The organism is Anaerospora sp. (genome assembly GCF_032013335.1).
GTDB lineage: Bacteria > Bacillota > Negativicutes > Sporomusales > DSM-15969 > Anaerospora.
The window spans coordinates 45,185-71,939 of sequence record NZ_DALZUO010000014.1; the positions used below are offsets into that span (position 1 = coordinate 45,185).

Here is a 26,755-nt window from a genome sequence, read left to right on the forward strand (position 1 = left end):
CTGGGGAAGAACTGCTACGCTTGCCCATGGTTGCCGTATAAGGCCTATGTCTCCCGCAGCACCTGTGGCTCCGGTTCCACCTGTGGCTCCTGTAGCTCCTGTAGCTCCGGTCCCACCCGTGGCTCCCGTCTCACCTGTGGCTCCTGTTACCCCTGTAGCTCCCGTAGATCCTGTCTCACCTGTGGCCCCTGTTGCTCCTGTTTCCTCAAGAACCTCTGTTAATGAAAGAGCAGCCTTAACTTCTGCTACTTGCGCATACCACACCGTATTTGGAGTTTGGCTGACTAATTGTAGTGTTAGGGGCGCACCATCCACCTGAATAACCGCAAAACCCACTACTTCACCCAGTTTAACAGGTGACTCACCCCGAATATTATCCCCCTGTGATGTCATAACAGAAAAAGCAATGCTATTTGATCCTGCCGATGCCTGAGACGCTACAAACCAGTTAATCAAGAACTTTCCCGGTTGATTGATCGTTATAACTCCTGTAAGAGCATCATAACTAATTGGACCACTACTCGTAATTAAAGTATCAAATATCACATTGGAGCTTGGAGTTATGGCTCCCTGTAACTGACGTTCAAGGTATAGCGATAAAGCTGGCATCGTACTTCCCTCCTCATATTTAAAACAAATAACAGAATCAAGTAATTAGTTGTAGAAAAACATTATGTTTTATTATATGTAAGCTACTAAATTGGGTGTTACTACGAGAATAAAAGTACTGCCCTTATAAAGTGACGCCCTAGGTGCAGTGGTCTGAAGTGCGAGGCGCGCAAAATATATTTGTCACAAAAAATGTTAGCGCCCCCTATATAGATTTAAAAATTGTTCATTCTTGCATGTTTATAAGCGCTTAACTAATGCCGGTTGACCCCTGTAAGAAATAAAAAAACCCGCCGAGGCGGGAATGAAATATAACTTAAATTTATTTAGTTAAATATCCCGAAACCGGTACCCAACTCCCCGTACAGTTTCGATTGCATCTGCAATTTCCGCATCCTGTGCCAGCTTCGCCCGCAAATGGCGAACGTGGACATCAACGGTACGGGTATCACCGAAATATTCATAACCCCAAATCTTCTCTAACAGTTGATCGCGTGTAAATACTTTGCCTACATTAGTGGAAAGCAACTTGATCAGTTCATACTCCTTAGGAGTCAATTCTAACTTTTCTTTGCCTAAATGGGCCTCGTAACGGCTAAAATTCAGCCGTAACTCACCAATTGTCATTTCCCCCACCTGAGAAGCATCTTTATGACTTCTCCGTAAAACCGCTTTTACTCTGGCGGTTAATTCACGAGTGCTGAAAGGTTTTGTTAAATAATCGTCAGCTCCTAACTCCAAGCCGATCACTTTATCAATTTCTTCACTTTTAGCCGTTAGCATAATAATGGGAATAGCGGCTGTTTCTCTCCGGCCCTTCAAGGACCGGCAAACCTCTAGTCCGTCTAACCCGGGCAGCATTAAATCAAGAATGACCAGATCCGGCTTTTCTGCGCGGGCCATTTTAACGGCAGCATGTCCATCACTTGCTTCCAACACTTCAAAGCCTTCTTTAAGCAAGTTGAATTTTACCAGTTCACGAATATGCAGTTCATCATCAACAACCAAGATCTTATCAGGCATTTTTTCTCCCCCTAAAGCGTAATAATAGCTCCGATTCGACCTGTCTGACCGCCTTCTTGCCGGTAGGAAAAGAAGACCTCCGTATTGCATGCGGTGCATACACCGCTAATACTGATATTATCTTGACGGACACCAACCTCCAACAGTTGCTGCCGGTTAACTTCCCACAAATCCAATAACCATTTATCGCTTCGCTCAGTGACTAATTGCTGCCATTGAGGAAAACCTGTTTGCAGCTTATTAACAACTAGCTCATCCACCTCATAGCAGCACCGTCCAATCGAGGGACCAACGGCAACCAGGCAATCTGCAGGATTTGTTCCAAAATGCCCTTGCATGGTCAAAACCGTCTTTGCGGCAATTTTTGCTGTTGCGCCTTTCCAGCCGGCATGGCTGACACCGACTACACTACGAACAGGATCGGCAATCAGCACAGGAACGCAATCAGCAAACAGCAGCATTAACGGCAGACCTTTGCAGTTTGTCACCAATCCATCCGTACCGGGCAGGGACTCTTCGTATATGCTTCTCCCCCGCCCGGCCTCACTCATACCGACTATGCGGATCTGATCGCCATGAACTTGTTCGGCTGTAACAACCTGTTCATAATCTACTCCGACAGTCTCGCAAAAAAGCTGACGGTTCGTAACCACATCAGCTGCCTCATCTCCGGTGTGCAATCCCAAATTGAGGGCAGCAAAAGGCGGTTTGCTCACACCACCCAGTCTGGTAGAGATCCCATGCTTAATACCTAAGCGGGCAAAGGCCGGAAATATTCCGTGCCATATATTATTATTTCCACGCCGCAGAACAAACGGGTCCATCCTTCCCCCTCCTTTTATTTACAAACACCGCAGCGTTTGCAGCCCTCTGTGCAGGATGCAGTTTGTTTTAACATACTCGCATTCTCAAGTTCTGTTGCCAGGTACCGGTGATTCAGTCCCATATCTAAGGTTTGCCAAGGCAAAATTTCTTCTGTGCTGCGTTCACGATAAAGGTAAAAAGCTTCATCAAGATCACTTTCTTTTACTGCTCTCTTCCATCCCTTTACCCCGCCATTACGGTGAGCTGCCAGTAACAGGGAAGCTACCCGCCTGTCACCACGGGACAACACACCTTGAATGTACGCTTCCCGGGGATTCTCTATCAAGACTTCAATTTTTTTCTGTCCCTTCAGTGCTGCCTGAATATATTGAAGTCGCTTTTCAACTATTTTAATATCGGCCATCGGCAGCCATTGAAAAGGAGTAAAAGGCTTAGGAATGAACGGATTGATACTTAACGTCAGATTTCCTTTGCTGCCCTGTTGTTCCATGTGGCTTTTTACCCGCAAGGCCATCTCAACGATTTCTTCAATGTCCTGCTGCTCTTCATACGGCAAGCCAACCATAATGTATAAACGAACATTAGCGATACCAGCCCGGGCAGCTAAGTCGATTGATCCATATAGATGCTCGTCGGTTATTCCTTTGTTAATCACCAGTCTCATCTTTTCACTTGCTGCCTCAGGTGCTAAGGTAATAGTCCGTAATCCGCTTGCAGCCAAAGCCTCAACCAGCAGGGGTGAAAGTGAATCAGCCCGCAGCGAGGCTACCGACAGCCCCATCTCTTGATTAACGATATACTGGCACAGCTCATCAATTTCAGGATAATCAGATATAGCAGCTCCCATTAAGCCAACTTTAAGTCCATGGCCTTTGGCAACCTCAACAGCACTTTTCAATTTGGACAATGACCGTGTACGGGGCCTTCTAAAACAATAGCCGGCCATGCAAAAGCGGCAATGCCGCCCGCAGCCCCTGGCCACTTCAACAAGATACAGCCCTTTAAATTCTGTATCGGCAGTTATGACTACCGTCTGGGCCGGATAAGCATCCAGATCGGCAATCCACCGGCGGCTTACACATGCAGGCACTTCCTGGGCAGGCCTAATTTTTTGGATAATCCCATCTTCACCATAAGCCGGCTGATACAAACTGGGAACATATACTCCCTCCAGCTTAGCAAAGGCAGCTAGCATTTCACTCCGTGAAAGCCCTTCGTCTTTACCGCGATAATACGCATCAAGCAATTCATGGATAACTTCTTCCCCCTCACCAACGATGCAGGCATCAATAAACTCTGCCAGAGGCTCAGGATTGAAGGTCGCACAGGGTCCTCCCAGTATGACAAATGGGTCGCTTTCTTCTCGCTCTGTGGCAAGCAGGGGGACTTTTCCCAATTCTAATACAGAAAGCAAATTAAAATAATCCATTTCAAAAGTCATTGCTACGCCAATAAGCCCGAATTCATATAGAGGACGCTGTGTTTCCAGTGTCAGCAGCGGAGTATTGGTCCGAATATGTTCTTGCTCCATTTTTTTATCAGGTAAAAACACTCGCTCACAGGCGGTATCACTACGGCTATTAATTTGTTGATAAATAATCTGAAACCCAAGATTAGACATTCCTACATGATAGGAATTAGGGTAAACCAGAGCAAACCCGCTTCGTGCACCCGGTGCATAAAGAATGGTTCCCTCTTCCCGGGCTACCACTTGTTGTAACTTTTCTTTTATATACCAGGACAACAACATCACTCCAAATTGTATTCACATTAACAATTTACACGTTATTATAGTTTTTCCTGCCCAGCCAGATCTCATAAATAAAAAACAGCCCACTTTGGGAAGTGAGCTGTTTTTTATTATGCCCAAATACGGGCTGCAGGATCTTCCCACAAGATAACACGGCCAGACTTTAATGATCGGGGGACATCAATAAGCCGTTGATTGCGTGATCCCCTAAATGCAAGCCTGAGATCACGTTCAGCCGCCAAATAGGGGCCATCAATTAAAACATCTGTGCTTTGCAGCAATTCTTTTATTTCCGGCCGTCTAAGTCCAAGCGCAACTACCTCTTCAAAGCGAAACCCAGTATAGGTTACTATATCAAGCCCGCGTTTATGAACTTGTTTAGCAATGAACGTCAAGGGTTTAGGCTGTAGAAAGGGATCTCCGCCAGAGAAAGTAACGCCTCTGATTAGCGGAGAATTCTCTATTACCGTTAGTATTTCAGCTGCTGTAATACTATATCCCCCGTTAGGATCATGCGTCTGGGGGTTATGGCACCCCGGGCATTGATGAGGACAGCCTTGTGTAAAAATAACTACACGCAATCCCGGTCCATCGACGACACTCTCCTGCGTAATGCCGGCAATCCTCAGCTGCATATTACCCACTCCTTACGCATGAGAAACCCGTTGTTTCAGTTCGTCTGTTTTGGCATCATTGAACCGTTCAACTGTGCTGAGATAACCGGTAATACGGCGAATTCTTCGTACTGAGGACGTACCGCATGATGGACATTCATCGCTATCGATTACCCCTAAATAGCCACAGCCATCACAAAAATCAATGGGAAAGTTAATGCCTGCATACCCATAGTCACATTCTTTCATAAACCGGATAATATCCTCTACAGCCCCCAGATTGTTTACCGGAGGCGCAGTGAATTCAACATAACTGATATGTCCTGCATTACAATACTTATGATAAACACCCTCAACCCGGATTTTATCATACGCGCTTATCGCATGGTTAACAGGTATATGATACGAGTTAGTATAGAATGTTTTATCTGTCACACCAGCGATAGATCCATACTCAGCCCTGTCCATTTTAATAAACCGGCCTGACAAGCCTTCTGCCGGAGTAGCCAGCAAGGTATAGTTTAAATTATATTTTTCACTGGCATTGTCCATCATATTGCGCATAAAGGCAACAATTTCCTCTCCTAATGCTTGAGAGTCGCCACTTTCTCCATGATGCTGACCGGTAAGAGCAATAAGCGTTTCTGCCAGACCAATAAAGCCGACAGACAGCGAGCCATGCTTAATTGTCTCTTCAATCGTATCATTCAGGTCCAGTTTTTCTGAATCCAGATATAAGCCCTGGCCCATCACAAATGGCATATCTTTAACCTTAAGTTTAGCTTGAATCTGATAGCGATGATAAAGCTGTTCACAAGTCAGGTCAATTAATTCTGTAAGACCCTGATAAAACTTCATCAAATTCTTATCCGCTTTAATAGCTAAACGAGGTAAATTTATTGTGGTAAAGCTAAGATTTCCCCGCCCGTCGGTAACCTCAGGTCCACGCCTGTTCGCCATTACCCGCGTACGGCAGCCCATATAACCGACTTGATCGCCATAAGGTTTATTGAAAGAAGAATCCATAAAAGCAAATGTAGGATTTAACCGCTGTGCGGCCACCCGAATTGCCAGCTTGAATAAATCGTAGTTTGGTTCACCAGGATTGAGATTAATCCCTTCTTTTACACGGAAAATAATATTGGGGAAAATCGGATTCTCGCCGCGTCCTAAGCCTTTTTCATACGCCAGCAGTACATTTTTTATAACTGCCCGCCCGGCAGGACTAGTATCCGTCCCCAGATTCAAGCTGGAAAAAGGCACTTGCGCCCCTGCCCGGGAATGCATACTATTCAAATTATATATCAGGGCCTCCATGGCCTGGTAAATTTCTTCATCACTGGCTTTTGCCATATAGGGTGCCATATCGTAATCAAAAAAAGCAAAAGATTGACCACCGTGCATGTCATTTTGTGAGCTTTGCAAAATAATTGCTGCTAATGCAGTGGAAGATGCAGGTCTTTTCGGAGAACGAATGAAACCATGTCCGTTATTAAATCCCTGGGATAATAATTTTCCTAATGGAATTTGCAGACAAGTCAAGGTCTTACCATAAAAATCAAGGTCATGAATATGGATATCGCCCCGTGTGTGGGCCTGTGCTATTTTTTCAGGAATAAGACGATTTAAGTAATAGGCTTTACTTGCAGCACTGGCAATTTGCAGCATTTTGGCTGATGGCGAATTCGATACATTCGCATTCTCTCTATTCGTTTCTACCAGAATTTCTGCCACCGTATCCATAAGATCCGACTTAGCTTCCCGCATTTGCGTACGTTTAGCCCGATACAGTATATACGCCTTCGCCGTTCTGGCATGTCCTTTTTCAATTAGGATTTTTTCTACGGCATCCTGTACGTTTTCAACGGAAATGGCTTCACTTGAACATGTTTGTTTCAGATAACGAAGCACATCCAGCGTCAGTTCCATTGCCAATTGTTTATCTGCACCACCAACTGCCTTAGCCGCTTTAAAAATCGCTTCTGTTATTTTCCCTTCATCAAAAAATGCTTCCCGCCCGTCCCGTTTTTTTATTGTACTCGACATCTCGTTCTCCTCGCTTTTCATTTAGAATGATCCGGCTTGCTAACCTGCTTCATTAAGACTTCCAGTTCATGCATAAAGTTTTGAATATCGGCAAATTGACGATATACTGAAGCAAACCGTACATAGGCAACCTGATCAATTTCCTTAAGATAGTGCATAACTGTTTCGCCAAGCCGCTGGGTTGTGACTTCCCGATCAAGAGTATTGCGGATTTCCTTTTCTACATTAACAGCTAATTCTTCAATAACGCCCACCGAAATTGACCGCTTCTCACAAGCCCGTAATAGCCCGTTGATCAACTTGTTGCGATCAAACAATTCCCTGCGCCCGTCCTTCTTTATTACCATTAGAGGCAATTCTTCGACCATTTCATACGTAGTAAACCGCTTATTGCATTGTTGACATTCCCGGCGGCGGCGAATTGTATTCCCTTCATCAGCACCGCGTGAATCAGTCACTTTGGTTTCAGGAAAATAACAAAAGGGACAACGCATTCGACAAAATCCCCCTTTACACAAAAATGCTTCTATTGCTATAATGGAAATGGCTTGTCTTGCTTTCAACGTCATTACAATATATTGTGTTTACTCAATGTATATACGCTATATAATGTATAAATCCTTTAACAATAATAAAAAAATCCGATATTTTACATCACAATAAAAAAAGAAATCTGCTCACTCCAAGTGGTGAGCAGATTTCTTTTTAATCGTGCTTCAGTTCCGTAAAAGAAGCAGTTTCTACTAAAATTACATCCATACCGATTTTGTTTATTTTTTCCCAGGGAATAACGATGTCTTCATTTCTCCCAAACAGCCCCAGAAATTTACCTTGCCCAGGTACCACAATAGCTGTCAGCCGGCCGGTTTCAATATCAATTTCAATATCCGTAATTCCACCCAGCCGTTTGCCATCAAGCACATTGACTACTTCTTTCAGTTTTAAATCGCTTGTCTTCAGCATTACTCCGCCCCCCTGCTATTCATCGATACAGTATATGAGGGACAAGTGATAAAAGTGACTAGTTATTCAACCACTCAACAAATTTCCAACGGAGCTCCACTTTAGCAGAATCTGCTTTTTTCTCATTATCGATTTTTGCTACTCCTGGCACTGCTGTAGCATTTGCCGCATCAATAAAACACAGCGGTGGGAAAAGTACACACCACCAGTTTTTGCCCTGTGCTTCGCCTAATAAAATTCTAACTGCCTCGTATTTTCCTGCCGGAAGCACCAAATCTCCATACGCTTTTACAGGAAATTCAAAGATACCTTCTTGCAGGTCAACGTTGTAAGCTGCACCGTTGTTTCGCACAACCTCCTGGGCTGTTGCGATAATCTCATGTTTACGGGCATTGATCATTTCACGAGCTTCTACCGCACTTCCGGCTTTACTTAAAAAGGGCGCTAGATAAGCAATCACAGCATCACGAACTTTTAACTTTAATTCTTGATCTTCAGGATGATCGCTGTTAGCCAGCACATGCAGACGGATTAAATCTCCATTTGGCACTGTAACTGCAGCAGATTGTCTTGCCTGCCAAATTAACATGCCCCATCCGCTGATGATAAAAAAACCAATTACCAAAACCATACCCAGACAAAGTAAATTTTTCCTCATTGACATCCCCTAATTTCAAAAATTCATTTATATATGCTTTCTCATATGCCCTAATGCGGCCTTTTCTAGTCGGGATACCTGTGCCTGCGAAATTCCGATTTCCTCTGCAACTTCCATTTGCGTTTTTCCTTCAAAGAAACGCAAAGTGAGAATATGCTTCTCTCTGTCGCTAAGTTTTCGAAGCGCCTCTTTGATTGCAACTCCTTCAAGCCAGTTCATATCCAAATTCTTATCATCACTAATTTGATCCATTACAAATATAGGATCTCCGCCATCATGATAAATGGGCTCAAATAAAGAAATCGGTTCCTGTATGGCGTCCAGAGCAAAAATTATTTCTTCCCGCGGCAGCTTTAGTTCATCGGCAATCTCATTAATAGAGGGTTCTCGCGAAAACTTGCTGACAAGAGAATCTCTAACCTGCAATGCCTTATATGCAATATCCCGCATAGAACGGCTGACGCGAATTGGATTATTATCCCTTAGGTATCGTCGTATTTCACCAATAATCATCGGCACTGCATAGGTAGAGAACTTAACGTTTTGTGAAAGATCAAAATTGTCAATTGCTTTCATCAGGCCGATACAGCCTACCTGGAATAAGTCATCTACATATTCACCACGATTGTTAAAGCGCTGAATTACACTCAAAACGAGCCGTAAATTGCTATAAATCAACTGCTCACGGGCAGATATTTCACCCTGCTGCATGATCTCAAACAACTCGCGCATCTTTGTGGCGGAAAGCACCGGGAGTTTTGCTGTATTCACACCGCAGATCTCAACTTTATTTACAATCATGTTGTACCCTCCCATAAGTTTCCATGGTTAGTTAATAGCCTATGAGAATTATTGCCACTACTGTGGCGTTTTATACCGGAATAAAGACAAAAATGGAGACACCCAGAGGTGCCTCCATTTTTGTCTTATTCCATTCGGATAATTTCTTTACGCAATCGCTTTATAATTCTCTTTTCTAGGCGGGAGATGTAGGATTGGGAGATTCCCAGCATATCGGCAACCTCTTTTTGGGTCCGCTCTACTCCCTCCTCATTTAACCCGAAACGCAATTCCATAATACGCCGTTCCCGGCCGGACAGCTTATTCATCGCTGTATGAAGCAGTGTTTTATCGACTTCTTCCTCTACCGATTTATAAATAATATCATTTTCTGTTCCCAGGACATCTGAAAGCAGCAATTCATTTCCATCCCAGTCGATATTCAGTGGTTCATCAAACGATACCTCCGCTCGTGTTTTTGAGTTTCGTCTGAGATACATCAATATTTCATTTTCAATACAGCGTGAAGCATACGTAGCAAGCTTAATACGCTTGACCGGATCAAACGTATTTACAGCCTTAATAAGTCCAATGGTGCCGATACTGACTAAATCTTCAATACCAACTCCCGTATTTTCAAACTTTCTGGCAATATAAACAACTAAGCGTAAATTACGCTCAATAAAAACGCTGCGTACTGCCTTATCGCCCTTTTGAAGTCTCAACATTAAAAAAGCTTCTTCATCATTGCTCAAAGGTGGCGGTAAAATTTCCGTACTGCCAACATAAAAGACTTCATCCGGTTGTAGTATGTTGAGCGACTGCAATAAGGCGATAACTTTTAGTTTCATATATAGTTTAATAACAAGCCAATTTATGCGCATAAATTCGCCTCCCCTTCATATTTACCGCTCTTAAATAAATCCGGATGCAACAGTGCATGATACGTGCCGTCATTGGATAACGTTCCGCTATAAATAGCCACAGCCACATGATCTACTGTCAATATACCCGAATCTGTTTTTATACTAAGGCTGCCGGGTCTAAAAGCCAGCAGCATACTTTTATTTCCCACAGCCCGGTAGGGAACAACCTCCACCCTGCCCAGCCATTCAATATCCTTGCATTCATGTAAATTGCCTAGCCAGTTTTCTGCCTGGCATCCTGTTAAAAACTCTTCCGCCATTGGGCTGAGTACAGCATTAATGACAGCAAGCTCAACAAGCATCACCGGTTTCCGGCCCACAATCGTATACAATCCATTTCCTGTATCGAGCATTGCTGCTGTTGCCACTGTTTTTCCGGCATATTCTATTGTCACCGGATAAACGGTCTGCTTCCTATACATTCGGCTTAAACATCGCCGGACAAGGAGGACTACTAATCCAACTCCCAAAAATATACCAGTAAACAAATAACTCCATTGGACTGCAACAGATACAGTACTCAGCAAAACTGGCGAGTTTTGCTGCAAAAAATACAGCCATCCCCAAATTGCGCCACCTAAAATAAAGGAAATAAGATAAAATACTCCTACCTGGAAAAACAGCATGCGAATTGACGAATAGCCATAAGCAATAATCACAATCACTACCGATACCAGCCCTTTACCAACGGGATGATAAAAAATAATTGAGTATTCAAATACACTTATCAACACGTACGCGGCCCCAATTATCGAAGCAGCTGCAATTCGCCAAGCCTTTCCTGTAATCCCTGCCGCCAATGCCGTTAGCCATAATATTATGGCATTCATGACAATATTGACTGCCACTATGATATCCCCATAAACAACCATCGTAATTACCTGCCTAGTGTGATTTTTACTATATCTAGGAAGTACATAAAAATGTATGGCCATTAAGGCAATTTTAGTACTAGTATAACAGGCTTATTTTTAAAAAAATGTAAATTTATGGCAGGATAAAAATAAAAAAACCAGCCTTTTATAGGCTGGTTTTCAACAATTTATTCCATTAGGAGCGACGCATCCACGCCGGAATGTCAAGATCCGGTTTTTTGAAACGTTCAATTACCGGTGTATCTACTTTTTCAGCAACAATTTTGGGAGGCAGCTGATCAAAGCCGGTCGCAATAACAGTAACCCGGACCTCATCGCTAAACTTCTCGTCAATAACTGCACCGAAAATAATATTCGCTTCCGGATCGGCTGCACGGGCAATAATCTCTGCTGCTTCATTGACTTCAAACAAACCGAGTGTCGAGCCGCCAGTGATGTTTAAGAGTACGCCCTTGGCCCCTTCAATTGAAGTTTCCAGCAAGGGACTCTTGATAGCAGCTTCTGCTGCTGCTGTAGCACGATTATCTCCTGTGGCTATACCAATTCCCATTAGAGCCGAACCTTGTTCAACCATAATGGTTTTAACATCCGCGAAATCTAAATTAATTAAGCCTGGAACAGCAATTAAATCGGATATCCCCTGTACACCTTGGCGGAGTACATCATCGGCAATCCGGAAAGCCTCAATAATTGGCGTTCGTTTATCAACTACCTGCATTAACCGGTCATTAGGAATCGTAATCAGCGTATCTACTTTTTCTTTTAGTTTTGCAATTCCCCGTTCGGCCTGAGTCTGACGGCGTTTTCCTTCAAAACCAAAGGGTCTTGTTACTACGCCGACAGTAAGCGCCCCCACTTCTTTTGCACATTCAGCTACAACAGGTGCCGCGCCTGTTCCGGTCCCGCCGCCCATACCGGCAGTGACAAAGACCATATCGGCGCCCTTTAAAGCTTTAATAATTTCCTCGCGGCTTTCCTGAGCTGCCTTTTCACCAATTTCCGGATTAGCTCCGGCACCAAGTCCCTTGGTAAGTTTGCCACCTATTTGAATGCGATTAGGCGCCTGTGATAATAAAAGAGCCTGCGCATCCGTATTAACTGCTAAAAATTCTACTCCCTGAAGACCTCCGGCAATCATGCGGTTAACTGCATTATTACCACCACCGCCGACACCAATTACTTTGATGGCAGCAAAGCGATCCAAATCCATATCAAATTCAAGCATGGATAATTCCTCCTTATTGTCTAGCTGTGTGATTTAGAAGAATGTTTTAACTCGTTCCCAAAGACTATCCAGTATACCTGACGGTATATTCTCATTCGATGCATCCTCTGGTAACTGTTGAGTTACCGCATATTCTACCAGACCATATACTGCCGTGTTAGAATAAAAAGCATATTCAGGCAACATAGAATCGAGTGGTGCTAACCGCACCGGAATACCAAAGCTCTGCTCTAAATGCTGTCTAAGACTGGGCAGGTAACAACTACCGCCAGTAAGGATGATTTCTTCACTGCGCAGGCCGCTATGTACAGTATGGTCGTAGACAAGCTCAACAATTTCCTGCACCCTGCTCTCTACGATATGATGAAGAAAATCATAAGCAACATGCTTATCGGTTGTGCCATAATCGTTACAGTCCAGTATAACATCCTGACCGTAGAGGCCAGGATTTAATTTCGCATAATAACGCTTTATTTCCTCAGCATGAACCCGGCTGACTCCTACGCCTTGAGCAATATCCTGCGTAATATAGTCACCGCCGAGCAGCAAAGTCGCAGCAGCCTCTACATGCTGCCTGCTATAAAATGCTAAATCGGTAGTACCAGCCCCCATGTCTATCACTATATATTGATTCGCTTCAGAAGCGAAATTAGAAGCTGCAAGTGCATTAGCATGAATATCTGCAATCACAACCTCCCTGTCCTGCAGGGCTCTTGAGAGTTGAGAATCTATGCGTTTATCCAGAGTTGCAATGCAAACTTCCACTTCCAGACGAGAACCTTTGTGCTGAGCAGTTACAGCATCTACTTTAGCTCCATCAAGCCAATAGCCGGTAGGTATCGTATGCAAAATAGTGGATTCCTCCGGTACTCCTGTGACGATAGCAGCGCGTAAAGCACGATTTACATCATCCTGGGTCACTCGATCAGGAATTACGGGTGCTACACTACCGCGGCAGGTATAAAAGCGGACTGCATCACCGCTTATCCCGAGATGTACGGGGCCAATTGCAACATTAGTTGCAACTGAAGCACAATCCAGGGCTTGGCGAATTGATTTAGCCAACGCTTGTACATCAACAATAACACCTTTAACAAAACCCTCTGTAGGCGCAGTCCCTATACCGAGGACAGTAAGTAATCCGTCTGGCTTTACTTGTCCTACAATAACCTTTATAGAGCTTGTTCCTACATCAGTCGCAAACAGATATTGATTCTTCATGCCCGCTCCTCATAGCACTACATTATGTTCTTTCCATATGTTTCAACAGAAGTAGCATTTTCCCTTTTTTATTACACAGAAAATGCAATGATTTCAATAAATATATGACGAAAGACCCAGAAAAGGTCGATAACTTCCTAATATAGAAAGCTATCGACCTTTTTTTACTTTTTAAGAAAATATCTACGAATAATTGCAAGATTCTGGAAAACACGCAATCCAAAAGCTAATAAAGCAACATAATACAAATCAATTCCCAGGCGTTCGCCAATGTACACCAGTCCTGCAGCAAGCAATGCATTTGTAAAAAAGCCGGTAATAAAAACCGTATTATCAAATTTCTCTTCAATTCCGGCCCGCAAGCCGCCGAATACAGAGTCAAGTGATGCCAAAAGTGCTACTGACATAAATTTTGCATATTCGGCAGGAATACTGATAGGAAAAATTGTACCGATAATAACACCAATTATAAGTCCAATAATAGGTAATACCATACTATTTGCCACCCTCCTTGACCGGACTGGCAAACTCAAAGCGGAAGGTGCCTTTATATGCGGGTACAGTAACTTCTTCTTGCTTTTTCAAAGTTACCTGGATACCCCAGAATTGCAAGGTTTCCACAACACCACCGCGCATTTTTAAAGCGGTTTCCAGTGTTTGCGGATCACCAATAGCACGAATATCATACGGTGGTGAATATCGGGTATTATTCACAGACAAGGTAGGCCCCGCACAGCGTATTTCAGAGCTGGCAATAAGCCGCTGTTCATTAATAGCCACAGCTTCGGCTCCAGCTGCCCATAACTCGTTAATTACTTTCAAAATATCATCATCATGAATCAGATACAAATTAGGGTTTTCACCGGGTTTGGTAGGCCGTTTACTATCATCTATAGTAACGGTTATGCCTGTCCCCTGCATTGCTACAACTCCTGCCCCCATTTTCAAAGTTTCTATTTCTCGCGAAACAGTCTCTTTTTCAGAGGCTTGACGGAGTTGTTGCACTTCTTTCAATAGTGCATCCCGTTCTTTTTCTGTCTGATTAAGTCGCTGGGATAAATCCTCTACGCGTTGAAAAGGAATACTAGCCCGGATATCTTGTGTTGTCCTGAACTGCACGGCAATCATGACACCTAGCACGACACAAACCAAAGCAATCGCCATCTGTCCCTGCTTTACAGGAAGCAATAGTCTCACCCCTTTCACTTATTGTTTCAGCTTCACAAAAGGAGACGCATAATTTAAATCAACATATTCAACTGCTAATTTTTTATCATGTATCTCCTGGATAATAGCCTGCGTTAATTTGGATTTTTCGTCCATTTTATCATTACTGCCTATGCGTATGGTGATAGAATCAATTGTATACGCAACTAACTGCTGCGGTGATTTTATATTAATCTCCGAAAGCTGGTTAATTGTTGCCTCATCCAGTGCAGCCAGATACGTTAAGATATTCTTTATCTGGCTATTTTCGATTTGATCTCCCACATACACATTTCCAAGGCGTATTCCGGTGATTAACGGTACATTTACCTGTTTTAAATTCCGAAAAGCAGCAAGAACAATTCCCTGTTTATCAACTTCAACAAAGCCATATCCGCTTGCTATATACGCTAAAGGTTGTCTTTCTTTTAGCCGAATAACAATCGAAGTCGGCAGCTTCCGGGAAACCTCCACATCCGACAAACGCAAATCACTTGTCAAGCGATGGCGAATATCATCCGTATTTAGCCGGAAGATATTAACTGACTCAGGGATACCGGCAATGCGATACACCTCTTCAACCGAAACATACTTATTTCCTTCGACCAACACCCCTCCAACGATAAAATAAGGAGAGTTGACAAACAAAAATGATGCAACTAAAGTAACTAAAATCAACAAAAGATACATAAAATGACGTGGCGGCAGAGACTTTCGTTCTTGCTGGCCTGACCATAATTTATCGGTTGTTCGCATGTACTTTAACACCTCGTGGTCAACCTTCTGTGGTAATTATACACTAACTTGCTCATAAGCAAAACTAAAAAAAACAGGCAGATTTGATCTTCTGCCTGTTTTTTATCATTTTCTTGCCATTTTAAGTATCTGTTCACACAGATCAGAGAATGAAAGTCCAGTCGCAGCGGCTGCTTTCGGCACGAGACTCGTTGCCGTCATACCTGGTATGGTATTTATTTCTAATACATAAGGCTGCCCTGCTTCATCCATCATAAAATCAACTCTTGCCACTCCACGACAGCCAAATAGCCGAAATGCTTTAACTGCAAGATTCTGAATCCGCTCTGTAACTACATCCTCCAGTTCAGCTGGGACAATATAATCCGTACAGCCTTTTGTATACTTTGAACGGTAATCATATTTTCCCGAATGAGGAACAATTTCAATAATCGGTAAAGCCTGAGCAGTTTCATCACCAATAACTGCTACAGTAAGTTCTTTGCCTTTAATAAATTCCTCAACCACAATATGATCGCTATAGCCAAAGGCTTCCTCAATGGCTGTTTCCAGTGAAGGAGCATCACTAACAATACTGACACCAATACTGGACCCCTGAGAAGCTGCTTTTACGACTACAGGCAGCTCGAATTGTTTATCAATAGTTTGCAGTATCTCACTGGTATTTGTTGTATGCTGAAAAAACAGGGAACGTGGCGTTGGAATACCATCTGCCATAAATAAGCGTTTCGAAATCACTTTATCCATTGCTACAGCACTGGCCAGCATACCAGAGCCCGTATAAGGAATACCGATTAGCTCAAGTACACCTTGAATGGTTCCGTCTTCTCCAAATTTACCGTGAACAGCATTAAATACAACATCTATTTTTTCAGCTTTGATTTGCTCCACAAAATGCAGTGGATTAAGTTCCATTGCAATTGCTTGATATCCCTTTTCCTGAAGAGCTTTTAAAATAGCTCCGCCCGTATTAAGCGAAACCTCCCGCTCCGTTGAAGGGCCACCCATAAGTACAGCAATTTTTTTAGTTTTCACGGTGGTAATTCCCCCTATTCACTTTTGCGGCGAATGATGGATGCTCCCAGGTGCTGCAATTTGTTTTCAAAGCCTTCATAACCGCGGTCAATATGGTAAACATGCTCAATTTCCGACAGTCCTTCTGCTGTTAACGCAGCTAACACCAGAGCTGCACCAGCCCGTAAATCGGGAGCATCCACTACTGCACCGGTGAGTTTTTGAACTCCCCTTATCACAGCGGTACGACCTTCTACTTTTATTTTAGCACCCATACGGGTCATCTCATCAACATGCTTAAAGCGATTTTCGAATATAGTCTCAGTAATAATACTGGTTCCTTTGGCAATAGCCAGCATAGACAGCATTGGTGCCTGCAGATCAGTAGGAAATCCAGGATGGGGCAGTGTCTTAATATCAACCCCACGCAACTCTCCTGCTCGAATCCGGATACTGCGGGCTCCACAATCTACAGAAGCTCCCAGTTCCTGAAGTTTGTCAATAACGGGGAATAAATGATCAGGACAAACATTATTTACCGTTACATCGCCTTTGGTCATGGCTCCCGCCACAAGAAAGGTACCTGCCTCAATGCGATCGGGAATAACGGTATGTTCAGTAGCGTTCAGACTTGCTACGCCTTCAATCCGGATAGTATCCGTCCCCGCACCATAAATCTTCGCACCCATTTTACTTAACAGCTGCTGCAAATCGCAGATTTCCGGCTCTCTTGCGGCATTGCGGATAATGGTAGTTCCTTTGGCTAGGACAGCAGCCATCATCGCATTCTCAGTAGCACCGACGCTGGGAAAATCAAAATGAATTTCTCCACCCGTCAGTTCATCTGCTTCCGCTTCAATAAACCCGAAACTCTCTTTAACATTTGCGCCAATTTTCTCTAATGCTTTAATATGTAAATTAATGGGCCTCGGACCTATGGCACAACCACCGGGGTAAGAAAGACGGACTTTGCGAAAGCGTCCTAATAAAGGCCCCATTAGAAATACTGACGCTCGCATTTCACGCATTAAATGTTCCGGTATTTCAGCCTTATTTACATTAGTCGTATCAATAATCAGTGAACTGTCCTGTCTCTTGATTCGTGCTCCCAAAAGAGTCATGATGTCTTGCATAATGCTGATATCACGCAAACGGGGTACATCATGAATTACACTTATACCGGCACATAAGAGCGTTGCAGCCATAATTGGCAGTGTAGCATTCTTTGCTCCGCTAATTTTTACTGTACCGTTTAGTTGTACTTCTCCCTGGACGATAAATTTCTCCATCGTCAACCCTCCTAGAAAAGTACAATCACCCTATCACAGCAATGTCATCCCTCAAAAGCGAGGCTTGACCAAGTACTCAAATCTGAGCCAGCTTTTCAACCAATTCTTCACCAGAACGGTATATGTCGCCTGCCCCCATTGTCATCACCAGATCGCCTGGTTCAACAAATTCTAATAAATAACGGCAAATTTTATTTTTATCCTGAATATAAGTAACGGTCTGCGATGTTTGACGCTCAACTTCTTCTTTCAGTACCTCACCCGTTATTCCTGCAATCGGCTGTTCGCCTGCAGAATATACGTCAGTAAGAATTAAATGGTCTGCCGGGCCAAAAGCGCGGCCGAATTCTTCACGCAAAAACTTTGTGCGTGAGTAGCGGTGTGGCTGGAAAATACAGATAAGCCGCTTAGGTTTTAAATCCTGGGCAGCACTAAGAGTAGTAGCAATTTCAGTAGGATGATGAGCATAATCATCCACGATCCAAACACCCTTTACCCGGCCTTTGGTTTGGAAACGCCGCTTTACGCCCTGAAATGCTGCCAATCCGTCGGCAATTTGTGTAAACGTCAGTCCTAGATACACGCCTGTTGCAATTGCGGCCAATGAGTTTGCAATATTGTGCCTGCCGGGGACGTTCAAGCTGATTGATCCCAGCAGCTGTCCTTGATAGTAGGCGTCATAAATTGTTGCCGATCCATTAATACGGATATTGCGAACCGTATAATCTGCCTCATGATCGACAGCATAAGATACATATTTGCGGTCTAATTGTTCTGCAATATCCCGGACAAAGGGATTATCGAAACACAAAATAGCAAGACCGCTTTCTACAGGCAGTTTATGTAGAAATTGCTGAAAGGTGTTTAAAATATTTTCCATTGTTTCATAAAAATCCATATGGTCATTCTCAATATTAGTAACAATGGCAATTTTAGGAGACAATTTTAAGAAAGACCCATCACTTTCATCGGCTTCGGCAACTACATGTTTCCCTTTGCCCAGTTTCGCATTGCCACCAAGATAGTCGAGTTCTCCGCCAATTAAAATCGTAGGGTCGATTCCGGCTTTCTCCAGCATAATAGCAATCATAGAGGTCGTTGTCGTTTTGCCGTGAGCACCGGCGATTGCAATGCCCTCCTGGTTTTCCATAATTGCCGCCACAATATCGGCGCGATGAAATACAGTTAATCCTCGTTCCTTGGCAGCTCTCAGCTCTTCATTGCTTTCGGGGATAGCAGTAGAAATTACAATTGCCTCTGCATCCTGAACGTTCTCACTGCAGTGCCCAACACAAACTTTGGCACCAAGCTGCTCCAATTTGTACGTAGTTTCTGACTTAGAAATATCTGACCCTGAAACAGTAAATCCCATTGCCAGCAAAACCTTGGCAATAGCACTCATTCCAGCGCCCCCGATACCTACAAAGTGAATTTTTTTTATATTCTCCAACAACTACTTTTCTCCCCTTTCTTGCGCATACCCGGAACGTATCTCATAGTATGCACCCTAGACTCGAGTTGTTACTTTTTTGAGCCCATTTTTAATTTTATTGCCAGCTGGGCAATTTCCTCTGCAGCCTGCGGACGTCCTAATTTTCGGCTGGCATTAGCCATTTCGTTAAGCCTTGAACGATTATTCACCATATTTTCAATCGCAGTTACTAACAATTCACCGGTAAGTTTAGCATCATGGATGACCTCAGCCGCCCCATGCTCCTCTAGGACACGGGCATTACATTCCTGGTGGTTTTCAGCTGCGTGAGGATAGGGAATTAATATAGACGGAATTCCACGGGCTGTCAATTCAGCCAAGCCGATAGCTCCCGCCCGAAATACCGCTATATCTGCCGCTGCCAAAGCATAAGGCATATTATACAAATAAGGTCTAATGATAATATTGCCAAAACTGGAAATATCTATACTTTGCTGTTTAAAATTGCCAACTAAGCTATTATACTCGCTCTGCCCTGTAACGTGCAAGATTTGTATATCCGATCGTCCGGCAAAATGCTTGTGAACCGTAATCATCGCCGTATTAATGCTGCGAGCGCCGCGGCTCCCTCCAGCTACCAAAAGCGTAAGCTTCTCTGGATCCAGACCAAGCTCTGCAATACCCTCCGCTCTGTTAGCGGTTAGGACATCCGGCCGAACAGGATTGCCTGTTGCAACTACCTTACCTGGTTTAGCAAAATACCGGCCTGCTTCCGCATAGCCTACTGCAATTTTATCAACAAAATGTGCAAGTATTTTATTGGTGATACCCGGAATGACATTTTGCTCCTGAATAATGGTAGGAATTCCCGATAGGCTGGCTGCAAGAAGTACAGGTCCGCACACATAACCGCCGGTTCCAATGACAATATCCGGCTTAAAGTCCCTTATAATCCGCCTTGAGTGCCAGAGGCTCCCCATGGTCTTATAAAAAGTAACAACATTGGCCCACGATAGGCGCCGCTCTAAACCGCGCACTTCTATTGTGGAAAAAGGATAACCTTCTTTAGGTATCAGATCAGCCTCTAAGCCTTGCTTAGTACCAACAAATAAAATATCCGACTTTTCCAAGCCGGCAATAGTCTTGGCTATGGTAACAGCGGGGTAAATGTGCCCGCCGGTTCCCCCGCCTGATAAAATAACTCGCAAGATAGTACCCCCTACTTCATACTGACATACCGTGAAATATTCAAAACTACACCGACTCCAGCCATGGTAAAGATCAAGGCCGATCCGCCAAAACTAATAAAAGGCAGCGGTATACCGGTAACCGGCATAGATGCGGTAACAACAGCAATATTCATCAGCGCCTGCAAAATAATCATAGTTGTCAGGCCAGCTGCCAGGAGACTCCCATATATATCTGGAGCAGCAATCGCTACTCTTAAGCCCCGCCATGCGAAAAGGAAAAATAAAATCAGCACGGTTGCCGTTCCAATAAATCCTAATTCTTCTGCCAGAATTGCAAAGATAAAATCAGTATGAGGCTCAGGCAAATACAAGAATTTTTCCCTGCTCCGTCCTAAGCCCACTCCAAACAAACCACCAGAGCCAATAGCATAGAGCGACTGGATGATATGATAACCGCTATTAAGGGGATCTGACCAGGGATCACTAAAAGCCAGTAAGCGCCGCATGCGATAAGGTTCATACAAAATAGCAGCGATAATCCCTACGACTCCGACTGCCCCCAGACCGCCTAGATGACTAATCTTTGCCCCTGCTGCAAAAAACAGGATAAAAACTGTTCCGCCAATGGCAAGTGCTGTACCTAAGTCTGGTTCTTTCAAAATTAAGCCAAAAACAAGCAGTAAAATAGCCAGCTGTGGTGCAAGCCCTTTTACGAAACTAGTCAATTTCTCCTGGTGGCGAACCAAGCTATCGGCATAAAATATCACTACGCCTAATTTTGCAATTTCAGAAGGCTGTAGAAAAATTGAGCCAAAACCCAGCCACCGGCGAGCTCCATTGACCACCTTACCCAGTCCTGGTATTAAAACTAATATAAGCAGAACAATCGTAGCAATTAAAATAGGCTTGGCTAGTGGACGCCATGTATGATAATCAATATTCATTGTCAGAAACATCGCAAATAAACCTAAAGAAGCCCAAATAAGCTGTCTCTTCAAAAAATAGTAACTGTCATCAAAATTAACGGATGCCGAAACCGCACTAGAGCTGTATACCATAACAATGCCTAGTCCTAACAGCCCCATAACAGCAAAAAACAGAATATAATCGGGTGATTTTGGCTTAATCGTCAAATCTCTCCCTCCTTACGCTAGACGGCATACTAACTCTTTGAAAACTCTCCCTCTTTCCTCGTAATTCGCGAACATATCATAACTGGCGCATGCCGGTGACAACAGTACAATCTGCGGAGGTCGAGCTAACCGGTGTGCCAGCTGCACTGCGTCCTCCATTGAGCCGGTACAGTGAATATGACTAACTCCTGCTGCTTGCGCATGAGCAGCAAAGCGCTCCTTAGCTTCGCCTATTAAAATAAGATGATCAACTTTTTCTTTCGCCAAAGCCATAAATTCTTTCAAATCCGTATTTTTATCACGCCCGCCGGCAATTAGCACCACATGCCCGTCAAATGCTTCTAATGCCTTAATAGAGGATTCAGGGTTTGTAGCTTTTGAATCATTATAATAAGGGACACCATTTACCGTAGCTACCGGTTCTATACGGTGCTCTACGCCGGTAAAGCTTCTTAATACCATACTCATCGCAGTAGTGCTGACATCCATCAGCAAAGCGGCACAACAGGCAGCCAACGCATTTTCAACATTATGCTTGCCAAAGAGCTTCATCTCTTTTACAGAACAGATAGGATAATTTTTCCCCTGCCAGTTAATTTGCAGCAGTCCTTCTTTAACATATGCTCCAGTTTGTAATTCCTGACTGGCGCTGAAATATAAAACTTGCGACAAAGCCCGCTCCGCCATATTACGGACAGCAACATCATCATAATTTAGAATTAGATATTCACTATCTCTTTGATTGGAAAAAATACGTTCTTTGGTCCTCTGATATTCCTCCATGGTGCGATGACGGTCAATATGATCCGGGGTGACATTTAAGACAGCGGCAATATGAGGTTTAAAATCAATAATACTTTCCAATTGAAAACTCGAAATCTCAGCAACAACAATTCCCGTTTCATCTACTCCCAATACCTCATGTGACAGTGCAAGGCCGATATTGCCTCCAACCACCACAGCTTTTCCTGCAGCTTTTAACATTTCCCCGGTTAATGTCGTAGTGGTGGTTTTGCCGTTTGTTCCGGTAATGGCGATAACAGGCGCTTTACATAGTTGATAGGCAACCTCGATTTCACTCATAACCGTAATATTGCGGCTGCGAGCCGTTTGAATCAGTGGTATGTAAATAGAAATTCCCGGCGAAAGTACAACATAATCAATTCCCTCAAGCAAATCATCCTGCTGCTGGCCAAAAACAAGATTAACTCCCTGTACCCGCAATTGGCGAAACTCTTCTTTTCTTATATCAATTTCTTTCGCATCATTTAATGTAACGCTTGCGCCCTGACGAACTAACACATCAGCGACCGAGCGGCCGCTGATACCTGCTCCCAGCACCAAAACCCGCTTGTTGCAAAATTCCATTTTAAATTCCTCCTGCCCGGCTAATAACCAAGACGAGTAATGCTAATATAGCAAATAACGATCCGACAAACCAAAACACTGTAACTACTTTTGTTTCAGACCAGCCGGATAATTCAAAATGGTGATGAATCGGACTCATTTTGAATACCCGTTTACCAGTGGTCTTAAAAGAAATAACCTGAATAATGACAGAGAGGGCCTCTAAAACAAATATTCCGCCAACAAGCACCAGCAATAATTCCGTTTTAGTCAATACGGCTACCGCAGCAAGTGCTCCACCCAGTGCCAACGAGCCTGTGTCCCCCATAAACACTTTTGCCGGGTGCACATTATACCGTAAGAACCCCAGAGTCGCACCCGCCAGTGAAACGCAAAAAATTGCCAAATGGGGCTTGGCAAAAGCCATTGCAATTACAGCATAAGCAGTGGCAGCCACTGTGGTTGTGCCGGCTGCAAGACCATCTAGCCCATCAGTAAGATTTACGGCATTTGTCGTTCCTACTAAGACCAGAAAAATTAACACATAGTATAAGTAGCCGAAATCAACATTAACACCAATAACAGGCAGCCACAAGTCCGTACCACGACCAAAATAAGTAGTAGCAATATAGGCAAGTGCCACTGCCATAATAATCTGTCCTAAGAGTTTTTGCCTTGCTTTCAAGCCAAGAGACCGTTTCAGAACTACTTTTATAAAATCATCAATAAAGCCAATCACACCGTGACCGAATGTGACAAATAACGCCAGTATAACTTCCGGATCATTGCCAACAAAAAACAACACCGGCACCAACAATGCCGTTAAAATGATTACGCCTCCCATTGTGGGAGTACCGGCCTTGGCCAAGTGCCGTTCCGGACCTTCCTGCCGGATACTCTGACCGAACTTTAGCCTTCTGAGTATCGGAATGACAATTGGACCAACAAGTAGTGCAATCATAAAAGCTAAGCCTGCTGCGAATAACAACTCCTGCATGGTAAACCTCCCCAACTACTAACCAAGCATTTCTAAAATCTTCTCCATTTTCATCCCGCGTGAACCCTTCAGCAAGATCGTATCTCCGGGCTGCAGGATGCGTTGCAACGCTGCCCCTGCTTCGTCGTGTTTCTGATACGATAGCGTTTCTTTAACGCCCGCTTCTCTAGCGGCTGCTGCGATATGCGCCGCTAGAGGCCCCACTGTAACAACCGCATCAACACCACATTGACCAGCAGTCTGACCAATCCGCCGGTGTGCTTCAACTGCTACTTCCCCTAGCTCCAGCATATCCCCTAGCACCGCAATCGACCTGCCTGCAGCAACTTGCTGCAGCGTTGCGATAGCACCTGCCATAGACAGCGGGCTGGCATTATAAGCGTCATTAATAATGACATATTCTCCTACACGCTCAATTTGCTGGCGCATGGAGCTAGGCTGGAAATGGGCAAGCCCCATTTGGATATCGTCCGCCCTTAGGCCTAATTCCCAGGCAACAGCTACTGCAGCCAGTGTATTATAAACATTATGCAACCCAACCATCGGCAAACTCAATGGAAACGTTACGCCGTGACAGCGGCACATAAAAGAAGTCTGCAATCCTTCCGTCTCAATCTGATAAGCCTGAACTTGGCAGGGCTCATTCATCCCATAAAGGATAACACGCCCTGAAGCTTTACTGCTCATTGCCTGCACATATTTGTTATCCACATTTAAAGCAACAAAACCTTCTGGGGGCACAGCTTCAACCAGCTCAGCCTTTGCTGCTGCAATATTATCTAATGATCCTAATAATTCAATATGGGTCTCACCAACATTTGTAACGATCCCGGCGGTAGGCTCTGCAATTTTTGCCAGCTCATCGATTTCACCAGGTCCGCGCATCCCCATTTCAACAACTGCTACCTGATGTTCACTTGTCATATTTAGCAACGTACGCGGCAAACCAATCTCATTATTAAAATTAGCTTCTGTCTTCAGAACTCGCAGTTTGCTTGCTAATATAGCCGCAGTCAAATCTTTCGTGGTTGTCTTGCCGTTTGATCCGGTAATTGCAATAACAGGTATCTGAAAGCGTCTGCGGTGAAACTGAGCTAAATCCTGCAAGGCCTTTAGCGTATTTTCTACCACAATAACCGCAATCCCCTCCGGCAGTGCGACCACTTGCTTGCTGATAACCACTCCGGCTGCGCCTTTTTCTATTGCCTGACGAATGAACTCATGACCGTCAAAACGTTCACCAGTTAGCGCAATAAACAGATTGCCAGGCTGTACGGTCCGGGTATCAGTACAAACCCCCTGAAATCGGGCTCCTTCCATGCCTCCCCGGGAAAGGCCTTTCGTAGCTGTACACACCTCAGCGACAGTAAAATCAGCCATTATCTCATCTCCCTAATAACGGAACGCGCCACTTCACGATCATCAAAATCAATTGTCTTATCTTTTAAGATCTGATACGTTTCGTGGCCTTTACCGGCAATAATGACAATATCACGCGGCTGAGCTACCTGCAATGCTTTGGCAATTGCTTGTTTTCTATCAATAATGACCTCATACCCTTTTCCGTTCTTCAGCCCTTGCTTGATTCCGGCCTCAACATCGGCAAGAATGGCAACAGGATCTTCCGTTCGTGGGTTATCTGAGGTTGCAATTACTACATCACCATATTGAGCAGCCAGGCGTCCCATTATTGGACGTTTTGTTTTATCTCTGTCACCGCCGCAGCCGAAGACCACAATAATACGCTTTTCAGCAAACTGATGGGCCGTTTTCAAAATATTCTCCAGACCATCAGGAGTATGGGCATAATCGACAATAACCGCATATGGCTGCCCCTCATCGACCAGCTCAAATCGGCCGGAAACTGTACGGAATTCTTCCAACGCCTTATTAATGATAGCAGTTGAAATACCTTCCGCCCTGGCCGTGCCAATTGCGGCCAATGTGTTGTAGACATTAAACATGCCAGTAATTTTTAATTGTAACGGCATATGTCCAAAGGGACCGGTAACTGTAAATTGAACGCCCTCGGCTTTGACCGATACTTCTTGTGCTCTAATTGTACTCTGCTCGGCAGTACCATATGTTATAACAGGGCAGGTGCAATGCTGCAGCAACTGAACGGCTGATGCATCGTCCAAATTGATGACGGCATGTTTTCCCGCCTTTACGGCATGCGCATCCCCCAGCTGACTAAACAACTTGGCTTTTGCATCACGGTATTTATCAAAGGTAATATGAAAATCGAGATGATCCTGCGTTAAGTTAGTGAATACCCCGACATCGAATTCACAGCCCGCCGTACGTCCCAATTCCAGGGCATGGGATGACACTTCCATAATAACGTAGTCAATGCCTTCAGCAGCCATTTCAGCCAATGTGCTCTGCAGGTCAACAACATCAGGAGTTGTATTTTGTACAGGCAGCATTCTGTCTCCGATTAATATGTGAATCGTACCGATGAGGCCGACCTTATAGCCCGCTTCCATGAAAATACTGCGGATCAGATGTGTTGTCGTCGTTTTTCCATTCGTACCGGTTACACCAATCATTCGCATTTTGCGCCCCGGGTAATCATAGAAAAAAGGAACGATTACTTGCATTGCCTCACGACTGTCCGTAACTTTAATGAGGGTCATCCCCTCAGGAGCAGGCACATCTTTTTCTACCACTGCAGCCGTTGCTCCCAATTTATGAGCCTCAACGATAAAGTTATGTCCGTCAACACGTGCACCTGTCAAACAGACAAATAATGTGCCAGGACCGACTTTGCGTGAATCCGCTGTAATACCTTCTATTTTTTGACCTGCTTCACCCAAGACTTGTGCCTCAGGAAGTAAAGCAAGCAATTCATGTAAACTCTTGGACATACTAGT

25 protein-coding genes and 1 pseudogene are annotated in these 26,755 nt (G+C 44.1%); all 26 read right to left on the reverse strand.

Annotated elements, in window-relative coordinates:
• Positions 1 to 609 (reverse strand): annotated as a pseudogene (locus RTR76_RS12545) (hypothetical protein); the annotation flags it as partial.
• Between the two features lie 330 nt (positions 610 to 939).
• Positions 940 to 1,632, reverse strand: a complete 693-nt coding sequence (locus tag RTR76_RS12550) for a response regulator transcription factor (RefSeq protein ID WP_312521157.1) — start codon at positions 1,630 to 1,632, stop codon at positions 940 to 942.
• A gap of 11 nt (positions 1,633 to 1,643) precedes the next feature.
• Entirely contained in the window at positions 1,644 to 2,456 is an 813-nt protein-coding gene (gene pgeF / locus RTR76_RS12555; RefSeq protein ID WP_312521159.1) for a peptidoglycan editing factor PgeF, read from the reverse strand.
• Positions 2,457 to 2,470: 14 nt separating this feature from the next.
• Complete coding sequence (locus tag RTR76_RS12560) at positions 2,471 to 4,201, reverse strand: TIGR03960 family B12-binding radical SAM protein (RefSeq protein WP_312521161.1); 1,731 nt, start codon at positions 4,199 to 4,201, stop codon at positions 2,471 to 2,473.
• Between the two features lie 116 nt (positions 4,202 to 4,317).
• Positions 4,318 to 4,842, reverse strand: a complete 525-nt coding sequence (gene nrdG, locus RTR76_RS12565) for an anaerobic ribonucleoside-triphosphate reductase activating protein (RefSeq protein ID WP_312521163.1) — start codon at positions 4,840 to 4,842, stop codon at positions 4,318 to 4,320.
• 12 nt (positions 4,843 to 4,854) lie between these two features.
• On the reverse strand, positions 4,855 to 6,867 hold the full coding sequence (nrdD, locus tag RTR76_RS12570) for an anaerobic ribonucleoside-triphosphate reductase (protein WP_312521165.1): 2,013 nt from the start codon (positions 6,865 to 6,867) through the stop codon (positions 4,855 to 4,857).
• A 17-nt stretch (positions 6,868 to 6,884) separates the two neighbouring features.
• A complete protein-coding gene (gene nrdR / locus RTR76_RS12575) occupies positions 6,885 to 7,361 on the reverse strand; it encodes a transcriptional regulator NrdR (protein WP_312521167.1) in 477 nt (158 codons plus the stop codon).
• 211 nt (positions 7,362 to 7,572) lie between these two features.
• Positions 7,573 to 7,830: a YlmC/YmxH family sporulation protein gene (locus tag RTR76_RS12580; RefSeq protein ID WP_132074907.1), complete on the reverse strand. Its 258-nt coding sequence runs from the start codon at positions 7,828 to 7,830 to the stop codon at positions 7,573 to 7,575.
• Between the two features lie 58 nt (positions 7,831 to 7,888).
• On the reverse strand, positions 7,889 to 8,488 hold the full coding sequence (gene spoIIR, locus RTR76_RS12585; protein ID WP_312521169.1) for a stage II sporulation protein R: 600 nt from the start codon (positions 8,486 to 8,488) through the stop codon (positions 7,889 to 7,891).
• A gap of 27 nt (positions 8,489 to 8,515) precedes the next feature.
• On the reverse strand, positions 8,516 to 9,289 hold the full coding sequence (sigG, locus tag RTR76_RS12590) for an RNA polymerase sporulation sigma factor SigG (RefSeq protein WP_312521171.1): 774 nt from the start codon (positions 9,287 to 9,289) through the stop codon (positions 8,516 to 8,518).
• A gap of 125 nt (positions 9,290 to 9,414) precedes the next feature.
• Complete coding sequence (gene sigE, locus RTR76_RS12595) at positions 9,415 to 10,152, reverse strand: RNA polymerase sporulation sigma factor SigE (protein ID WP_396144989.1); 738 nt, start codon at positions 10,150 to 10,152, stop codon at positions 9,415 to 9,417.
• Positions 10,143 to 11,066: a sigma-E processing peptidase SpoIIGA gene (locus RTR76_RS12600; protein WP_312521172.1), complete on the reverse strand. Its 924-nt coding sequence runs from the start codon at positions 11,064 to 11,066 to the stop codon at positions 10,143 to 10,145. Before RTR76_RS12600 ends, sigE begins: the two co-directional genes overlap by 10 nt.
• A 178-nt stretch (positions 11,067 to 11,244) precedes the next feature.
• On the reverse strand, positions 11,245 to 12,294 hold the full coding sequence (gene ftsZ / locus RTR76_RS12605) for a cell division protein FtsZ (protein ID WP_312521173.1): 1,050 nt from the start codon (positions 12,292 to 12,294) through the stop codon (positions 11,245 to 11,247).
• A 33-nt stretch (positions 12,295 to 12,327) separates the two neighbouring features.
• Positions 12,328 to 13,515 carry a cell division protein FtsA gene (ftsA, locus tag RTR76_RS12610; RefSeq protein WP_312521175.1) on the reverse strand — a complete coding sequence of 396 codons (1,188 nt, stop codon included), beginning with the start codon at positions 13,513 to 13,515 and terminating at the stop codon, positions 12,328 to 12,330.
• Between the two features lie 164 nt (positions 13,516 to 13,679).
• Positions 13,680 to 14,009 carry a small basic family protein gene (locus RTR76_RS12615; RefSeq protein WP_312521177.1) on the reverse strand — a complete coding sequence of 110 codons (330 nt, stop codon included), beginning with the start codon at positions 14,007 to 14,009 and terminating at the stop codon, positions 13,680 to 13,682.
• A 1-nt stretch (position 14,010) separates the two neighbouring features.
• Positions 14,011 to 14,703 carry a DUF881 domain-containing protein gene (locus tag RTR76_RS12620; protein WP_312521178.1) on the reverse strand — a complete coding sequence of 231 codons (693 nt, stop codon included), beginning with the start codon at positions 14,701 to 14,703 and terminating at the stop codon, positions 14,011 to 14,013.
• Between the two features lie 18 nt (positions 14,704 to 14,721).
• A complete protein-coding gene (locus RTR76_RS12625) occupies positions 14,722 to 15,477 on the reverse strand; it encodes an FtsQ-type POTRA domain-containing protein (protein ID WP_312521180.1) in 756 nt (251 codons plus the stop codon).
• Positions 15,478 to 15,582: 105 nt separating this feature from the next.
• Entirely contained in the window at positions 15,583 to 16,512 is a 930-nt protein-coding gene (locus RTR76_RS12630) for a D-alanine--D-alanine ligase (protein WP_312521182.1), read from the reverse strand.
• A 14-nt stretch (positions 16,513 to 16,526) separates the two neighbouring features.
• Positions 16,527 to 17,780 (reverse strand): UDP-N-acetylglucosamine 1-carboxyvinyltransferase, encoded by a 1,254-nt coding sequence (gene murA, locus RTR76_RS12635; protein WP_312521183.1) that lies wholly within the window; start codon positions 17,778 to 17,780, stop codon positions 16,527 to 16,529.
• A 76-nt stretch (positions 17,781 to 17,856) separates the two neighbouring features.
• Positions 17,857 to 19,233, reverse strand: a complete 1,377-nt coding sequence (murC, locus tag RTR76_RS12640; protein ID WP_312521184.1) for a UDP-N-acetylmuramate--L-alanine ligase — start codon at positions 19,231 to 19,233, stop codon at positions 17,857 to 17,859.
• 68 nt (positions 19,234 to 19,301) lie between these two features.
• Positions 19,302 to 20,420, reverse strand: a complete 1,119-nt coding sequence (gene murG, locus RTR76_RS12645) for an undecaprenyldiphospho-muramoylpentapeptide beta-N-acetylglucosaminyltransferase (protein ID WP_312521186.1) — start codon at positions 20,418 to 20,420, stop codon at positions 19,302 to 19,304.
• 11 nt (positions 20,421 to 20,431) lie between these two features.
• Positions 20,432 to 21,535 carry a stage V sporulation protein E gene (gene spoVE, locus RTR76_RS12650; RefSeq protein ID WP_312521188.1) on the reverse strand — a complete coding sequence of 368 codons (1,104 nt, stop codon included), beginning with the start codon at positions 21,533 to 21,535 and terminating at the stop codon, positions 20,432 to 20,434.
• A 12-nt stretch (positions 21,536 to 21,547) separates the two neighbouring features.
• The gene (murD, locus tag RTR76_RS12655) at positions 21,548 to 22,903 is read right to left on the reverse strand and encodes a UDP-N-acetylmuramoyl-L-alanine--D-glutamate ligase (RefSeq protein WP_312521190.1); all 1,356 of its coding nucleotides are present in this window, start codon (positions 22,901 to 22,903) and stop codon (positions 21,548 to 21,550) included.
• A gap of 1 nt (position 22,904) precedes the next feature.
• Complete coding sequence (gene mraY, locus RTR76_RS12660; RefSeq protein WP_312521192.1) at positions 22,905 to 23,879, reverse strand: phospho-N-acetylmuramoyl-pentapeptide-transferase; 975 nt, start codon at positions 23,877 to 23,879, stop codon at positions 22,905 to 22,907.
• Positions 23,880 to 23,897: 18 nt separating this feature from the next.
• Entirely contained in the window at positions 23,898 to 25,259 is a 1,362-nt protein-coding gene (gene murF, locus RTR76_RS12665; RefSeq protein ID WP_312521194.1) for a UDP-N-acetylmuramoyl-tripeptide--D-alanyl-D-alanine ligase, read from the reverse strand.
• Positions 25,259 to 26,749, reverse strand: a complete 1,491-nt coding sequence (locus RTR76_RS12670; protein ID WP_312521196.1) for a UDP-N-acetylmuramoyl-L-alanyl-D-glutamate--2,6-diaminopimelate ligase — start codon at positions 26,747 to 26,749, stop codon at positions 25,259 to 25,261. The genes murF and RTR76_RS12670 overlap by 1 nt, the downstream gene beginning before the upstream one ends.
• Positions 26,750 to 26,755: the final 6 nt, after the last annotated feature.

What these genes read in the sequence shown, in the direction of transcription:
- RTR76_RS12550 (WP_312521157.1), bottom strand. Translation starts at nt 1,632, where the DNA reads ATGCCTGATAAGATCTTGGTTGTTGATGATGAACTGCATATTCGTGAA.
- pgeF (WP_312521159.1), bottom strand. Translation starts at nt 2,456, where the DNA reads ATGGACCCGTTTGTTCTGCGGCGTGGAAATAATAATATATGGCACGGA.
- nrdG (WP_312521163.1), bottom strand. Translation starts at nt 4,842, where the DNA reads ATGCAGCTGAGGATTGCCGGCATTACGCAGGAGAGTGTCGTCGATGGA.
- nrdD (WP_312521165.1), bottom strand. Translation starts at nt 6,867, where the DNA reads ATGTCGAGTACAATAAAAAAACGGGACGGGCGGGAAGCATTTTTTGAT.
- nrdR (WP_312521167.1), bottom strand. Translation starts at nt 7,361, where the DNA reads ATGCGTTGTCCCTTTTGTTATTTTCCTGAAACCAAAGTGACTGATTCA.
- RTR76_RS12580 (WP_132074907.1), bottom strand. Translation starts at nt 7,830, where the DNA reads ATGCTGAAGACAAGCGATTTAAAACTGAAAGAAGTAGTCAATGTGCTT.
- spoIIR (WP_312521169.1), bottom strand. Translation starts at nt 8,488, where the DNA reads ATGAGGAAAAATTTACTTTGTCTGGGTATGGTTTTGGTAATTGGTTTT.
- sigG (WP_312521171.1), bottom strand. Translation starts at nt 9,289, where the DNA reads ATGATTGTAAATAAAGTTGAGATCTGCGGTGTGAATACAGCAAAACTC.
- sigE (WP_396144989.1), bottom strand. Translation starts at nt 10,152, where the DNA reads ATGCGCATAAATTGGCTTGTTATTAAACTATATATGAAACTAAAAGTT.
- RTR76_RS12600 (WP_312521172.1), bottom strand. Translation starts at nt 11,066, where the DNA reads ATGGTTGTTTATGGGGATATCATAGTGGCAGTCAATATTGTCATGAAT.
- ftsZ (WP_312521173.1), bottom strand. Translation starts at nt 12,294, where the DNA reads ATGCTTGAATTTGATATGGATTTGGATCGCTTTGCTGCCATCAAAGTA.
- ftsA (WP_312521175.1), bottom strand. Translation starts at nt 13,515, where the DNA reads ATGAAGAATCAATATCTGTTTGCGACTGATGTAGGAACAAGCTCTATA.
- RTR76_RS12615 (WP_312521177.1), bottom strand. Translation starts at nt 14,009, where the DNA reads ATGGTATTACCTATTATTGGACTTATAATTGGTGTTATTATCGGTACA.
- RTR76_RS12625 (WP_312521180.1), bottom strand. Translation starts at nt 15,477, where the DNA reads ATGCGAACAACCGATAAATTATGGTCAGGCCAGCAAGAACGAAAGTCT.
- murA (WP_312521183.1), bottom strand. Translation starts at nt 17,780, where the DNA reads ATGGAGAAATTTATCGTCCAGGGAGAAGTACAACTAAACGGTACAGTA.
- murD (WP_312521190.1), bottom strand. Translation starts at nt 22,903, where the DNA reads ATGGAATTTTGCAACAAGCGGGTTTTGGTGCTGGGAGCAGGTATCAGC.
- mraY (WP_312521192.1), bottom strand. Translation starts at nt 23,879, where the DNA reads ATGCAGGAGTTGTTATTCGCAGCAGGCTTAGCTTTTATGATTGCACTA.
- murF (WP_312521194.1), bottom strand. Translation starts at nt 25,259, where the DNA reads ATGGCTGATTTTACTGTCGCTGAGGTGTGTACAGCTACGAAAGGCCTT.
- RTR76_RS12670 (WP_312521196.1), bottom strand. Translation starts at nt 26,749, where the DNA reads ATGTCCAAGAGTTTACATGAATTGCTTGCTTTACTTCCTGAGGCACAA.